The 14,657-nt window shown below is 32.0% G+C and carries 14 protein-coding genes; 11 read left to right on the top strand and 3 right to left on the bottom strand.

The features are described 5' to 3' along the window. Positions 1–32: 32 nt before the first annotated feature. From ACKI3D_RS07215 to ACKI3D_RS07190, 6 genes are read left to right on the top strand one after another with little or no spacing between them, the layout of a single operon-like run. Positions 33–833, top strand: a complete 801-nt coding sequence (locus tag ACKI3D_RS07215; protein ID WP_407393287.1) for a CBS domain-containing protein — start codon at positions 33–35, stop codon at positions 831–833. Between the two features lie 39 nt (positions 834–872). Further along, on the top strand, positions 873–1,679 hold the full coding sequence (pheA, locus tag ACKI3D_RS07210) for a prephenate dehydratase (protein ID WP_407393327.1): 807 nt from the start codon (positions 873–875) through the stop codon (positions 1,677–1,679). Between the two features lie 56 nt (positions 1,680–1,735). Beyond that, entirely contained in the window at positions 1,736–2,425 is a 690-nt protein-coding gene (locus ACKI3D_RS07205; protein ID WP_407393286.1) for an endoglucanase, read from the top strand. Between the two features lie 30 nt (positions 2,426–2,455). Further along, positions 2,456–3,007 (top strand): hypothetical protein, encoded by a 552-nt coding sequence (locus tag ACKI3D_RS07200; protein WP_407393285.1) that lies wholly within the window; start codon positions 2,456–2,458, stop codon positions 3,005–3,007. A gap of 23 nt (positions 3,008–3,030) precedes the next feature. Then, complete coding sequence (locus ACKI3D_RS07195) at positions 3,031–3,540, top strand: flavoprotein (RefSeq protein WP_407393284.1); 510 nt, start codon at positions 3,031–3,033, stop codon at positions 3,538–3,540. A gap of 31 nt (positions 3,541–3,571) precedes the next feature. Continuing rightward, positions 3,572–4,186 (top strand): phosphopantothenoylcysteine decarboxylase, encoded by a 615-nt coding sequence (locus ACKI3D_RS07190; RefSeq protein ID WP_407393326.1) that lies wholly within the window; start codon positions 3,572–3,574, stop codon positions 4,184–4,186. A gap of 642 nt (positions 4,187–4,828) precedes the next feature. On the opposite strand, the gene ACKI3D_RS07185 is transcribed toward ACKI3D_RS07190, so the two are convergent. Next, a complete protein-coding gene (locus ACKI3D_RS07185) occupies positions 4,829–5,470 on the bottom strand; it encodes a fibrillarin-like rRNA/tRNA 2'-O-methyltransferase (protein ID WP_407393282.1) in 642 nt (213 codons plus the stop codon). A 13-nt stretch (positions 5,471–5,483) separates the two neighbouring features. Beyond that, the gene (locus tag ACKI3D_RS07180; RefSeq protein WP_407393280.1) at positions 5,484–6,626 is read right to left on the bottom strand and encodes an NOP5/NOP56 family protein; all 1,143 of its coding nucleotides are present in this window, start codon (positions 6,624–6,626) and stop codon (positions 5,484–5,486) included. A 580-nt stretch (positions 6,627–7,206) separates the two neighbouring features. Between ACKI3D_RS07180 and ACKI3D_RS07175 the strand changes: the two genes are divergently transcribed. From ACKI3D_RS07175 to ACKI3D_RS07155, 5 genes are read left to right on the top strand one after another with little or no spacing between them, the layout of a single operon-like run. Continuing rightward, positions 7,207–7,746 carry a glycosyl transferase gene (locus tag ACKI3D_RS07175; protein ID WP_407393279.1) on the top strand — a complete coding sequence of 180 codons (540 nt, stop codon included), beginning with the start codon at positions 7,207–7,209 and terminating at the stop codon, positions 7,744–7,746. Positions 7,747–7,770: 24 nt separating this feature from the next. Continuing rightward, positions 7,771–8,682 (top strand): dihydroorotate dehydrogenase, encoded by a 912-nt coding sequence (locus ACKI3D_RS07170; RefSeq protein ID WP_407393277.1) that lies wholly within the window; start codon positions 7,771–7,773, stop codon positions 8,680–8,682. A gap of 2 nt (positions 8,683–8,684) precedes the next feature. Further along, positions 8,685–9,482: a dihydroorotate dehydrogenase electron transfer subunit gene (locus ACKI3D_RS07165; protein ID WP_407393276.1), complete on the top strand. Its 798-nt coding sequence runs from the start codon at positions 8,685–8,687 to the stop codon at positions 9,480–9,482. Positions 9,483–9,497: 15 nt separating this feature from the next. Continuing rightward, positions 9,498–10,502 (top strand): AI-2E family transporter, encoded by a 1,005-nt coding sequence (locus ACKI3D_RS07160; protein ID WP_407393274.1) that lies wholly within the window; start codon positions 9,498–9,500, stop codon positions 10,500–10,502. Continuing rightward, on the top strand, positions 10,503–12,287 hold the full coding sequence (locus tag ACKI3D_RS07155) for a DNA polymerase domain-containing protein (protein WP_407393272.1): 1,785 nt from the start codon (positions 10,503–10,505) through the stop codon (positions 12,285–12,287). It abuts the gene before it with no gap. A 24-nt stretch (positions 12,288–12,311) separates the two neighbouring features. On the opposite strand, the gene ACKI3D_RS07150 is transcribed toward ACKI3D_RS07155, so the two are convergent. Next, positions 12,312–14,552, bottom strand: a complete 2,241-nt coding sequence (locus ACKI3D_RS07150; RefSeq protein WP_407393271.1) for a hypothetical protein — start codon at positions 14,550–14,552, stop codon at positions 12,312–12,314. Positions 14,553–14,657 lie beyond the last annotated feature (105 nt).

Genomic DNA, 14,657 nt, shown 5'->3' with positions numbered 1-14,657 from the left:
GATTATAAACTCAAAATATAGGAGATGATAATATGCAAATTAAGAATTTGATGTCTGAAGATTTAATTACCGTAGACAAAGATCAAAATCTTTCTGATGCTTTGAAATTGTTACGTAAACATAATATATCTCGTTTACCTGTAACTAATCATAAAGAGTTGGTTGGTATTATTTCTGAAAGGGATATTGCTAATAAGCTCGGTTCTTCTAAATATGAACATATGCCAGCATCAAGACTTCATATTTCATCCGTAATGGTTAAAGATGTACTTACAGTACCTGAAACAATGCAATTGGATGATGTTGCAAGATTAATGTTAGATAATGGAATTGGATCAGTACCGGTCATGAGAGATGATGAAATGGTAGGTATTGTTTCAAAAGCAGATTTTGTAACTCTTGCAGTTGGAATTGCATTTGATAAGATTGCTGTAAAAGAAATAATGACAAAAGATTTGGTGGTTGTCTCTCCAACTGAAAGGCTTGTTCATGCTAGAAGATTGATGCTTGAAGCAAACGTTGGAAGATTACCTGTAGTCGATGATGGAAAAATTGTAGGTATGATTACTTCAAAAGATTTATTGAGAGCATTCATTGATTTCAGGAAAAAAGTCCCTGAAAAATATCAAAAATCTCAAATCAAAGATGTTTTTGTTGGAGACATCATGTCTAAAAATCCACAATACGTCTCAAAGGAGATGTCAATTTCAGAGGTTTCTAAAATCATGATGGAAACCGGATTCAATGGACTTCCTGTCATGGATGAAGGCAAAGTCATCGGCATTATAACACAAACTGATATTTTAAGACTAATTGAAAAATTAGAATCTTAAATATCTCTTTTTTTTATTTTTTTAAAGGAGGGGTCTGCTATTACTTTAATTTCATTTCTTGGACCTAAAGGAACTTTCACTCATGAAGCTGCCAGTAAATTGGGCAGTGAATTGATTCCGTATTGCACTATTCCTGCAGTAATGGAAAGTGTCGCTAATGATGAAACAGTATTCGGCGTAGTTCCAATTGAAAACTCAATTGAAGGTCCGGTTGGCATTACACTAGATTCACTGGCTCATAAATATGACTTGAATATATTTAAGGAAATTATTATTTCTATTAATCAAAATCTCATAGTCAATCCTGGAACTACCATGGAAGACATAGAAGATGTTTATTCCCATGCCCAGGCGATTGCCCAATGCCAGGAATTTATTAGCAAAAATAAAATTCAGCCGCATTATGCAGTAAGCACTGCAAGGGCAGCTAAGGACATTATAGGTGAAAAAAATAAGGCAGCAATAGGTAATGCAAAAACCGCTGAATTATACGGTTTGGAAATTCTCAAATCAAATATCCAGGATATGGATAACAATGAGACAAGATTTGTTGTGCTTTCAAAAGAGACTCATGAAATCACTGGCCGAGATAAAACTTCTATAATCTTTTCAATTTATGAAGATAGGCCGGGAGAATTGTATAAAATTTTGGGAATCTTTCAAAGACATAATATAAACTTAACCAAAATTGAATCTAGACCGTCTAAGAAAGGTTTAGGAAGATACTTGTTTTTCGTCGATTTTGAAGGCCATAATGAAGATAAAATTATCCAAAGTATTATTGATGAAATTGCGGATAATACTTATTTTTTAAAAGTTTTAGGTTCATATCCTCAAACAAGGTAAACTTTAAATTAATGGTTTGATATAAATTTAAATATAATAATTCAGGGAGGATAGTAATGCCAAATGATAGAGAAAAACTTCTAGAAATTATGAGTAGTTTGGAATCTGATTATAAGTCTGGAAAGATTTCTGCTGAAAAGTATAGTTATTTCCGTTCTAAATATGAAGATAAGCTCAATAGTATTGATGCTCAAGCAGCTACTCAGAGGATTAGATCTATGCAAGGTAAACCGTCTTCTAACAATAAAGACAAGAAGAAAACTAAAAAACCTCTTAAAGAAAAAAAGGAAAAGGAAGATTTGGTTCAAAAGTATATTATTAATCCTAAAAAAGATGATGCAAAATATAATAAAAAGAAAAAGTCATCAATGGATAGTGGTACTTTTAAATTGTTACTTTTATTGGTATTAGTTTTAGGTTTTACCGTAGGAGTAGGTTATGGAGTTTTCAATTTGGATTTTGATGCAGTTTCTGAAACTACCACAGTTGCTATCGTTCAAGATACCGCATTCCCTGAATTTACACAAGACGTGGTAGCGAATACTACACAAACCAAATATAATTCAAACTATACCTATGATTCTAGCGATGATGTTGAAACTACTCAAGACACTTCCTATTCGGAGGATTCGTCAAGCACATATAGTGAAAGTTCTCAAAGTAGTTCTGAAAGTTCCGATTCTGGAAGCAGCAGTTCTGATTCAGGATCTAGTTCGGATTATAGTGATGGAGGAGAAGAGCAATAGCATTAGCTATTAACTATAAAAGGTGAGTTCATGAAATTTAATGTTTTAAAAAAGAGTATTGCAATCATTTTACTTATCTTGTTCATGGTTTGTGTTGTTTCATGTGTAAATGCTGAAAATAGTGAAGATTCTGAAATTTCCATGTTGACTTTATCAAAAGGAGGAATTGTAATGAATTATCCATCTACTTGGGGATATTCAGAAGCGACTTCTCAATATGCAATCATGGCGATTTCAAAATTAGATTCAATTGATTCTTTTGGAGTGGGACAAGTAAATATTCTTATCGAGAAAAAACCTGTTGAAGGGGAATTCTATTCATATGTTAATAGCACCTATCAGAAAATGCAAAAAGATTCTTCTTTCCAATTAATCTCTTCCGGAGGGGTGATGATTGGAACTATCGAGGGTGTTGAATATATCTATACTTCTGATCAAAATGGTACTGTGAAAGAGCACAAGGCTGTTTGGTTTGAAAAAGGCGGACAGGCTTATGTTTTATTGTATAGTGCTCCAACAGATAAATTTGAAGAGAATTTGTATGTCTTTGATTATATCTTATCAGATATTCAAATCGCATAATTCTTTTTTTAGGAGGATTTTTAATGATTATATTATGTGTTACAGGCAGCATTGCCGCTACTGAATCTATCAAATTAGCTCGTGAACTAAGAAGAAACGATGTTGAAGTAAAGTGTTTTATGAGTGAAGCAGCATGTGAGATTATCCATCCTAACGCAATGGAATTTGCAACAGGTCAGGAAGTTGTAACTGAATTAACTGGGAAAATAGAGCATGTAAAATACTCACAGGAAGATTTAATTTTGGTCGCTCCAGCTACTGCGAATACTATTTCTAAATTTGCTCATAAAATTGCAGATAATCCTATTTCCACTCTTTTAATTACTGCATATGGACATGATACACCAATCATATTTGTCCCGTCTATGCATGATTCTATGTATAAAGCAATTAAGGAGAATATTGAAAAAATCAAAGAAGAGGGATCTGCAACATTCATTAAACCAAGAATGGATGAAGGAAAAGCTAAATTCCCATCAAAAGAAGATATTGTTTTAGAATCATTGAGGACAATTAATTTAAATAAAGATTAGCATGATTAAAGGTAAAAAGATTCTCATTAGTATGGGTGGAACTTATGAGCCTATTGATTCAGTTAGGGGAATAACTAATAAATCCTCTGGAAAAATGGGTTTGGCGCTTGCAAAAGAAGCATATATTAGAGGTGCCGATTTAACTTTGGTTGTAGCTAATGTAAGTGTTGAAATCCCTTCTGTTTTCAATGTTATTCATGTTGAAACAAGCAGTGAAATGAATGATGTTATTTTAGGTTTGATTTCTGATTTTGACATTTTCATTTCAACAGCGGCAGTTTCTGATTTTGAATTTAAACAGATTGATGATAAAAAAATAGATTCTAGTAGTTCATTGTTTTTAAACTTAAAACCAACAACTAAAATCATTCGTCAGGTTAAAAAGATTAATCCAGATATATTTTTGGTAGGATTTAAAGCGGAATTCAATATCTCAAAAGAGGAGATTATTTCCTGTGCAAGAAAACAGATTGAAGCTGCAGGAACCGATATAGTTATTGCAAACGACATATCTAAAAGCGAATGTCATTTCGGATCAGACAATAATGAAGTCTTAATTGTAGATGATGATGTTTTGACAGTACCTTTGGCATCAAAAAAAGAGATTGCAAAAATCATTTTCGATGTAATTTCTAAAAAGGTATAGTTTCATGTGTCTACTTTAATTATTTATCTATTTTTTAATCAGGTAAGTCATTTATTTTTCGAGTTCGTTGCATAATTTTCATGGTTATAATCAATACTATTAATTTAATTAACTACAAAATCATTATTTCGATACTCTTTTTTTCACCATGATATGAGTTTAGGGGTAAATTTCAAACTTGTTTCTATGATGTCAATTTTGTTGAAATCTGATAATGTAAATTTAATTTTTTAAAATTGATTATAAATTTTGATAAAAATTAATTTCATTGTAATGATGGAACTGATTTAAATTTTCAATATAATTGCAATATCTATGGGGGATATTAAGCTCATTTCAGTAATACTTTTTCAATTAAAATAAGTAAAATCATCTTTTGAAAAAAATCTTCTAAAAAATAGTATTTCAATAAAATAAGTTCATGCCTTTAGGTTTTAGTTAAATGGAGTGATTAATAGAGTGAATCAACCTAAAGGACGCTTCAATGAACTTTTATTTTATTTGCATTAGCATATATAATATTTTATTTTCTAGTATATAAAGGTATCAGAGTAATACTTTTTCGGCTTTTTTGTAGTAATTTTTTATATTTCTCAGATGTATTTTTTAGTCGATTTGCTTATGAAAAATTGTTGAATTTTTTTAAAAATTTTTTTCTACTAACAATGCAATATGGTCTTTTTCGTAAGGTTCTAGTTTTACTTTATCGACAATCTTAAAACCTTTTTCTATCAATTTCTTCTCTTCTTGCTTGAATATCTTTTTAGGTTTTTGTACTACATCAATACTTCTAGCCTTTATAGTTATAAGGCCCATTCCATCTTCTTTCATAAACAAGTTCATATTTTTCATAAACAATTCACTTTGTGTTGGTTGAGCTACATCGCAGTATACTAAGTCTACATTTTCAACTATATTCAAATATCCTTTCGGTTTGGTTGCATCACCTAAAATCGGAGCAATATTAAGTCTTTGTCTTGAAAGTTGAACTAATTTTTTCGCTGTTGTTGGTGAAAATTCAACAGCATATATTCTTCCATCAATTGCAATATCAGAAATATGTGAAACGGTAGTTCCAGTTGATGCACCTAAGTACAGTACTTTTGAAGTGCTTAAAATCTCTAAATTTTCTAATCCATTTAAAAGAGCGGCAGCTAATTTTGAACGTCTAGGATTCCATATTCTATATTCTTCATCTTCTTGGATTAACTCTTCACCATAGACAGATATTCCTGGATTTAAATTTTTAGTAGCTATATTCCCATCCTTAAAATAAACATTCATGCTCTATCTCCTTTTATTTCTTTTTTTTACCTTTTTTGCTCTTTTTTCTGGATTTTGACTTTTCTTCTTTTCGTTTCTTGGTTGTCTTGGTTGGAAACGGATTGTTTTTTTCTATTTCTTCTACTTTGAATTTAAATTCTTCCGCAATGTTTTCATCAAATGTTTTGGTAAACACATCTCTTCTAGCGGCAAGGGATATCATTCCGGCAAGCATTCTTGCAATTTTACCGCGATTCCACCATTTAGCGCCACGAACCTGTGGATGTTGATAAATCAATCCATATTTTGGAGGTCTGTCTCCACTCTTTAAATGCCTGAACAATGCCTTTTCAGCACCCATTATTTGGACAGTACTTGATGGATACATTGCAAGTCTTTTAAGCCCTCCAGCATGTGAAATCAATTTTGCTCCAAGAGATGATCCAACTAATAATCGTAAATTAGGTGCAATATCCTGCATTTTAAAATCGACATAATCTTCAAGATCTTTTCTTGTTTGTTGCATTTCAGAAATGGAATTTGCATAATTATTCATTATTTCCAAATCCTTTGGATTAATGTCGTCATCAATGTCAATAATGTCTGTTGGGAATGCATCAGGTTTTGCTTTTAATATTTCTTCTTTGGTTTTGTTTTGTGAGATTAATTTGATGTAGGTTTCATTATTTTTAATTATGTCCATTTCAGGGAAATATAGTGCATACCATTCTCTGATTCTTTCAATTAGCTTGGAAATGGATTCATCAATTTCGTCAATTGAGTTTATTGCCTGAATCAGGTGCTTATCTTCTGAAGCGGATTCCTTTTTAATCTTATAAATCGCTAAATTTCTGTAGATTTCAGTAATTTCCTGTGAATTCAGTCCAAATTCTTCATAATTGCTTCTTAAGTATTCTCCAGCAGGATTTGGATTTTTAATAGTGATTTTTTCATTGTCATAATCTGATTTTCTTTTATTTGATTCAATAATTATTTCATCATAATCTTTTGAAACCTCTTCAATTATCTCTGTTTCTTCTTTCACGATTTTTTTATCATCAATGTCGGCTAATCGGTTAAGTATTTCAGTTTCAGGAAATAATTTTTCTGAGATTAATTCATTTTCACTGTTAAAAGCTAAAAATCCTTTAACACAATAAGTAATATAGCATTCCATAAGATAAGTTATTCATTTTATTTTTAATAAGTATTTTCAATATTACTTAAATTTTGATTGTTTAGTTTAATTTTCTTTTTTAATACAATTTAACACGTTTAAATAAATTTTAAAGTATTAAAAACTGTTTAATTTATATATTTATCAGTATACTATTAGTATTGTAGGTTTTGGCCACTTAAGCTTAAAATATTTTCATGCAAAAAAATTCGAGGAATTGAAATGAAAGATGATTTAAAAATAATTCTTCATGTAACTTTGGAAATTATTAAAATCATTGTCATGATTTTTAAGTAGGTAATTTCCAAGGCGGTGATTTGTTGTTGAATGCAAAGGAAGGAGTTTTGGTATTTTCTCTCTAGTGGAATCCTCCCTACATCTCCTCAGAGAATATATCGGCAATATTTATATATCTGGTGTGATATATGTTTAGGTAGAGAATTATCTCGAATTTTTGCATGGAATTAATGGGGTTGGAATCATATGATTCTGGCTCTATTCCTTTTAAAACTTTTTTTAAGAAATATTTTTAGATTATCTATTAAACTATTTTTATCATGAAAATTAAACTATTAACTGTATGTCACAAGAGAGTTTAGATGATTTGAGATATGAGCTTGAACTTAAAAATGCCGAAATTGATGAGCTTAATATGGATCTTCAGGAAAAGATTGAAGAAATCAACAAGCTAAAGCTGTATTCCACTAAGTTAAAATATGAAAAGAAGAATTTAGAGGATAAATTGGACACTAAAATTGATTATGATAAAGCTAGAATTAAAGAACTTGATGATTTGTCTGAAAAAATAAAAGAAAAGGAATTAATCATAGAGGATAAGCAAGATCAGGTAAAGTATCTGAGGTCATTGATTGACGATTATAAAGAGCAGTTAAATAAAAACACCGAAAATCTGGAAGTTCAGCTTAGAAAAATCACCAAAACATATGAGGATTTGCTCAAACAGAAGGATGCAATTATCCAAAAGCAGGATGAGGAGATTTCAAATCTCATTAAATCCAAAGAAGAGATTATCAAATCCAATAAAACCAATATAATAAGTCTAAAATTACAGAATGAAAAATATCAGGAAATCATCGATAAATTTACAAAAACTAATTAAACAATTAATTACAAAGTTGATATTATGTTGAAAACTAATGTTTGCGGAGTAGAATTTAGAAATCCATTGATGTTGGCAGCGGGAATTATGGGAAGTAATGCCTCATCGATGAATTGGATTTTAAAATCCGGTGCTGGAGGAGTGGTTTCCAAATCCTTTTCCCTAAATCCTCATCCAGGCTATCCGAATCCGACAACTGTTGCAGTTGAAGGAGGTATATTAAATGCAATCGGGCTTTCAAATCCTGGTGTTGATAATTTCAAAGAGGAATTAAAAAAGATTAATCATGATAATAATGTTATTATAGCTTCAATTTATGGTGCAAATCCTGATGAATTTTCCAAATTGGTTGAAGAGGTTCAGGAATTCGTTGACATGATTGAATTGAATATCTCTTGTCCTCATGCAATGGAAGGATATGGTGCTTCAATCGGTCAGGATTGTAATTTAAGCCATACTATTGTTTCAGCAGCAAAAGACGCTTCTGAAGTGCCTATAATTGCAAAATTGACACCTAATGTAACTGATATTACTGAAATTGCTAAAACCTGTGAGGATGCGGGGGCAGATTGTTTGTCTCTCATCAACACATTGGGTCCGGGAATGAAAATCAACATTGATGTTGCCCGTCCGGTACTGTTCCATAAGTCCGGAGGAATGAGCGGCCGTGCAATTAAGCCGATAGCAATCAGCAATGTCTATTCAGTTTACGAAGCGGTTGATGTTCCATTGATTGGAGTTGGTGGAATTTATGCCTGGGAAGATGTAGTGGAATTTATTTTTGCAGGTGCAAGAGCAGTTCAAATCGGTACAGCAATTATGGACGAAGGTGTTGAAGTATTCGGTAAAATAAATGATGGATTGGAAAAGTTCATGGCTGAAAAAGGATATTCATCAATTGATGAGATGGTTGGACTTGCGCATGAGGAGTTGTAAATATGATTAACGAACCGAAAATTGTTGAGATTACTGAAATTATTGATGAAACTCCCACTATTAAAACTTTCAAATTCAATTGGGATTTTGAAGAGCTTGGAAAACCTAATCCCGGTGAATTTATAATGGTTTGGAACTTTAAAAATGAAAAACCAATGTCAATTGCACAGATTAATGATAATGAACTGGCTATTACTGTTAAAAACATAGGCGAGTTTACTTCACAATTGCATGATTTAAAAATCGGAGATAAAATAGGCATCAGGGGCAGTTACGGTAATGGATTTAACAAGGAGTTTGAAAATAAAAGAATCATAGCTATTGGGGGAGGTGTTGGAATGGCCCCTATTAATTCAATAGCCAGTGATTTAGTTTCAAAAAACGAAGTTGATGTTATTTCAGCCGCACAAACAAAGGATGAATTGTTATATGGTGAGGCTTTAGAAAAACTTGGTGTCAATGTACATTATTGTACTGATGATGGAAGTTTTGGATTTGAAGGATTTGCAACAAATTGCCTTGCCGATTTGCTTGAAGATTCAACCTATGATTATGCATTTGTTTGCGGACCTGAGATAATGATGAAAGGAATCTTTGATATTCTAGAAGATGCTGGCATACCTGGCCAATATTCCCTTGAAAGATATATGAAATGTGCTCTTGGAGTGTGTGGTCAGTGCTGCGTTGATGGTGAAGGTTGGAGAATCTGTGTAGAGGGTCCGGTTTTTGAAAATGATAAGATTTATAAAATTACTGAGTTTGCAAAATACAGAAGAGATGCTTCTGGCGTAAAATATTAATTTAAGGATGATATTATGGAAAAAAACATTGAAGAATACTTAACTCCGCCAATCTTGCTGATTGTTTTCTTATTGGTTGTTTCATTGATGTTCATTTTTCCTGTTTTAAACATGATTCTTTTAGGAGCTATTTTATCTTTTCTAGTTCGCCCGGTAGCCAATAAAATACAATCTAAATTAAAATACTCTTCTGTTTCCATCTTGCTTGCAATGGTAGTCGTTTTAATACCATTGATATTGTTGGTGGCTTACCTTTCATTTGAAGTTACTTCCTTTATCACATCCATGTTTGCAAGCAATTATTATTTGGATGTTGACCATCTTATTTCACTATTGCCTATCAATATTGATTCAGTTAATGCTTCTGTTAATTCTTATATTGATCAAATTGCAAGTTATGTCTTGAATTATACTGTAAAATTCTTAAGCAAATTCATTAATATTACTTTAGACCTATTTATATTAATTTGTTCTGTATTTTACTTCGTTCGTGATGGAGATAAGTGCTTAAGTTTCATTCGCGATTTTGTTCCGGATGACTCAAAAGATTTCTTTGACAAAACTCTGGAATCTGTAAGGGAGGTTTTAAGAAGCATATTTTATGGACACTTCCTGACCTCTGTAATCATCGGTATCTTTGGCATGATTGGGTATTCGCTTTTAGGTTATCCTTATGGTATATTTTTAGGTGTATTGACAGGTATCTTACAGCTGATTCCGATTTTCGGGCCTTGGCCTATTTATTGGGCATTGTTCTTTGTGGATGTTGTTGGAGGAAACTATCCAAGGGCAATCGTTGTTTTACTGTTCGGATTTTTCTTAAGCACAATAGACATGTACATAAGGCCAGCACTATCAAGCCATTATGCTGAAATCCATCCGTTAATTTTATTGATTGGATTCTTGTCAGGTCCTTTAGTATATGGCATCGTTGGTTTTATTGTAGGGCCTCTAATTTTAGGAGTTACCTATACTGTTTTAGACTGCTATAGAAAGGAATATATTCTTGGAGAGGAGTAGATGGAGAGAAGTGTTGTTATTCTGGATATAGATTATGTTACATATGAAGACAAACCTGTCATTCGTTTATTTTCAAAGGATGGAGATAAAAATGTGGTTCTGCTCGATGACACTTTCGAACCGTACCTATATGTAGTGAGTGATGATTTAGACGAATGCATAAATGAAATTCAGGACAATCTTGATGTTGTCAGGGTTGAAAAAGTAATCAAAAAAGATTTCCAAATAGAATCTGAATTTTTAAAAGTAACTTTTAAGCATCCCCAGGAGCTTGCAAAAAACAGGGATGCCCTAAGGGATTTGGAAAATGTCATTCAGATAAGGGAATTTGACATTCCATTTTATAGAAGGTATCTAATGGACAAAGATGTCATTCCGATGACTGAAGTTATAGCTATTGGAGAAGAACTTGACTCATTTTTAAATTTAGATTCATCAAAACAGGATTTAGAGATTATTAAATTATCCGAGCCTTTAAAACGTGTTAAAGAATATCCCCAAAACTTCAGAATAATGAGCTTTGACTTGGAAGTTAGAAATCCTCATGGCATGCCAAATTCAGAAGTGGATGAAATTATCATGATTGGAGTTTCAAGCAATTTTGGAATCAATCAGGTCATATCAACAAAAACAAATTCAAAAGGGGATTTCGTAAATCAGGTAGAATCTGAAAAAGAAATGATTGAAGAATTTGTTAAATTAATTAAGGACAATAATGTCGATATTATTGTTGGATATAACTCAGATAACTTTGATTTCCCATATCTTAAGGATAGAGCTAAAATATTGGGTGTGGATTTGGATATTGGTATGGATGAATCAGATGTTAAGTTTATAAGAAGAGGATATGCAAATGCCGCTTCATTTAAAGGATTGATTCACGTTGATTTATACTTGGTAATGAGAAGATACATGACTCTTGAGAGATATACTCTAGAGAGAGTTTATTATGAATTGTTTGGTGAAGAAAAAATTGATGTTCCCGGAGACAGGATATGGGAATTCTGGGACAATGGTGGAGAGGAGTTAGACAATCTATTTGATTACTCACTTGATGATGTGGTGTCTACTTTAAAAATTGCAGAGCAGACCTTACCACTCAATCTAGAGCTTACCCGTATTATAGGCCAACCTTTATTTGATGTTTCACGTATGGCGACAGGCCAACAGGCAGAATGGTTTTTAGTAAAACAAGCCTATTTTGATGATGAGGTTGTTCCAAACAAGCAAGGATCCAACTTTGCTGACAGGGCTGCTGCCGAAGACAATGAAGGGGGATACGTACGCGAGCCGGAAAAGGGACTTCATGAAAATTTAGTTCAATTCGACTTCAGGAGCCTATATCCTAGTATCATCATTTCTAAAAATATTTCTCCGGACGTTATGGTATTGGGAGATGTGGAAAACGAAGAGGATTATAATATTTCTCCGGAACATGGCTTGAAATTCAAAAAGGAACCTCAAGGATTTATCCCGTCTGTCATTGATAAGATCTTGCAGGAACGTTTTAGAATCAAGCGTGAGATGAAGGCGTCAAATGATGAAACTGAAAAGAAGGCTTTGGACGTACAGCAGCAGGCCATTAAGAGGCTAGCCAATACCATGTATGGAATTTATGGTTTTCCTCGTTTCAGATGGTATTCATTCGAATGTGCAAAGGCCATTACCTCTTGGGGAAGGCAATATATTAAATCATCTATAAAAAAAGCTGAAGAGTATGGTTTTTATACAATATATGCCGATACTGATGGTTTTTATGCCAAATATGTAAAAGAAAAAAAGTAAGAGAAAATTAATTCTCTTTTAAATTTATTTTTTAGTTATTTTTATTGTGGATTTTGCTTTTTTAGCAACACAATATTTATCTGCTGACTTAACGATAACTTTGTGTTTTCCAACTTTCAAGGATTTTACTTTAAGTTTTGCAATTCCTTTTGAATTAGTTTTCACGGTATAGGTTTTATATTTTTTACCGGTGTAAACTTTCATTTTTACTTTAACTCCTTGAACTGCTTTTTTGGTTTTTTTGTTTTTCACATAAACTTTGAACTTTTTGTTTTCTCCTTTTTTAGCAGTTAATTTTTTAGGAGTTATTGTAGCTTTGGTCTTTTTAATGACAAGTTGGGTGGTAATGCTTTTTGCAGTATAATTCTTTTTATCTCCATTTTCAATTACAACTTTATAGGTTCCTGGATTTAAATCAGCTATCAGGTTCAATTTACCTTCACCTCCAGTACGGCCTACATAGTTATAATATCTGTTGGATGAAATAAAGATTTTAACGTTAAGTTTAGCATCATAAATTGGTTGTTTATTTTTGGTATTAGTTACTGTAATGCTAAGAGCATCTCCGGATTTGTAATATGCAGTTACTTTAGGAGCGGATATTTTAGCACTTGCTTTTTTAACTGTAATGGTTTTTGTAACTGAGTTGGATGTGTATCTTGAATCACCGCTTATCACATACATTGAATGTTTTCCAACACTTAAGGGAGCAGAAAACTTGACTTGTCCATTATTATCTGCTTGGAAAGCATAAGTTTGATTTTTATCTTTATCAAACTGGACTACTACAATTGCACCGGCCACACCGGTTCCATTTTTATATGTTACTTTAACAGTTGCGGTAGCTCCGGTATTGTAATAAAGTTTATTGTCAGAACTTGAAACCTTTACTTCGATTGGTTTAATTACAATTTTACCAGTAGTTGATGCCTTATTCATGTTTTTGGTATCATTATTGTTTATAGTAACATCGTAAGTTCCACCAACCAATTGGTTTACAGCAATTTTACTTTGTCCTTTTGAATCAGTTCCGAAGTAATAGTCTTTTTGAGTAGTTTGCGGCATATATAAATGGAGTATGATATTCGGTACAGGTTCACCGTTTTTCGCATTGGTAACTGTTATTGTTACATTTTTATCAGTGCCATAATATTCTTCAAACTTGTCCATTTTAATGTTTATGGTTGCTTTTTTAATGGTTAAATTAGTTGTGACTTTTGTAGTTTTTACCGCACCGTCGGTTGATAAATCAACAAGATGATTTCCAACTTCCAATTGTTTCATTGACAATGAGCTATCTTGATTATTAAATTCGTATAATTTAACAGTTTGGAATGTTGCAATACCTTTTTCATCAGTAGTGGTACTGTGTCCAGCCCTGATATTTCCTGTTGTGGTCAATGATAATTTTTGACCGGAAATGATAACATTTGCATCATCAGTATCAACTAATTTAAAAGTGAAATTACCGTTCTGATATTCAGCAACAGTATTGATTATTTCAATTTTAGCATTGAAAATCCTGTTTAAAGTGATGTTTTTAGATATTTTTTCACCATTATCATTGTAAACAAGGGTTACAGTTGATGATGAAATGGTATCTGGCAAGGTATACTTGAATGTCACTTTTCCATTTTTATAACTTATTCCAGTAAGGCTGGTACTCACGGTAAGATTATTTTGTGTATAGCTAATGCTACCTGAAAATTTACTGGTGACATTTTTATTTTCCACACCATCTGTAATGTTAAGCGGAATTTCAACATTTTTTGTACTGTTGACATTAACAGAATCTGCTGATTTAATGGTATTATTTCCATAAATGGATAAAATTACTTTAGCTGTTGAATTCTTGTAAATCTCGTTTCCTAAATAGTTAATAATTAAATTATGATTACCAGTATTTAATTTATCTGTAATTGTTATTTTTGAATTGCCATAACTAAATTTAATTGTCTTATTTCCTTCTGCAACAGTTAAATTCTTTGCAGTTATAGTTATTGGGTTAGATTCATTATCGTTTACAGTAACATTGATGTTTTTTGTTTCTGTGTCTTTTACTTTTACATCTTCAGAAACAATTTTTGTAGTTATTTTATCTTGTGTTGCATCACTGCCGTCTTCTGCAAGGATAATGTCTGTTCCATCGTCTGCTAGTCCAATGTCAGAGTCTGCAGCGATATCTTCACTTGCACAAACGGATCCAACACTTACCAATAGTATTGCGATTGCTATTAGTAAAATATAAGAGTTTTTAAGTTTCATAACTTTTTATCCTCCTTTTAATGAAAATCTTATTTGGTTGAAAGGTAGTTTAAGATTTTCGGTGTTAAAATTTTAGATTGTTATAACATTTATAGTTTTATTTAT

This window comes from Methanobrevibacter sp. (genome assembly GCF_045586545.1).
GTDB lineage: Archaea > Methanobacteriota > Methanobacteria > Methanobacteriales > Methanobacteriaceae > Methanocatella.
Note: the sequence above shows the minus strand (reverse complement) of the source record. Positions and strands in the feature narration are given on the sequence as shown.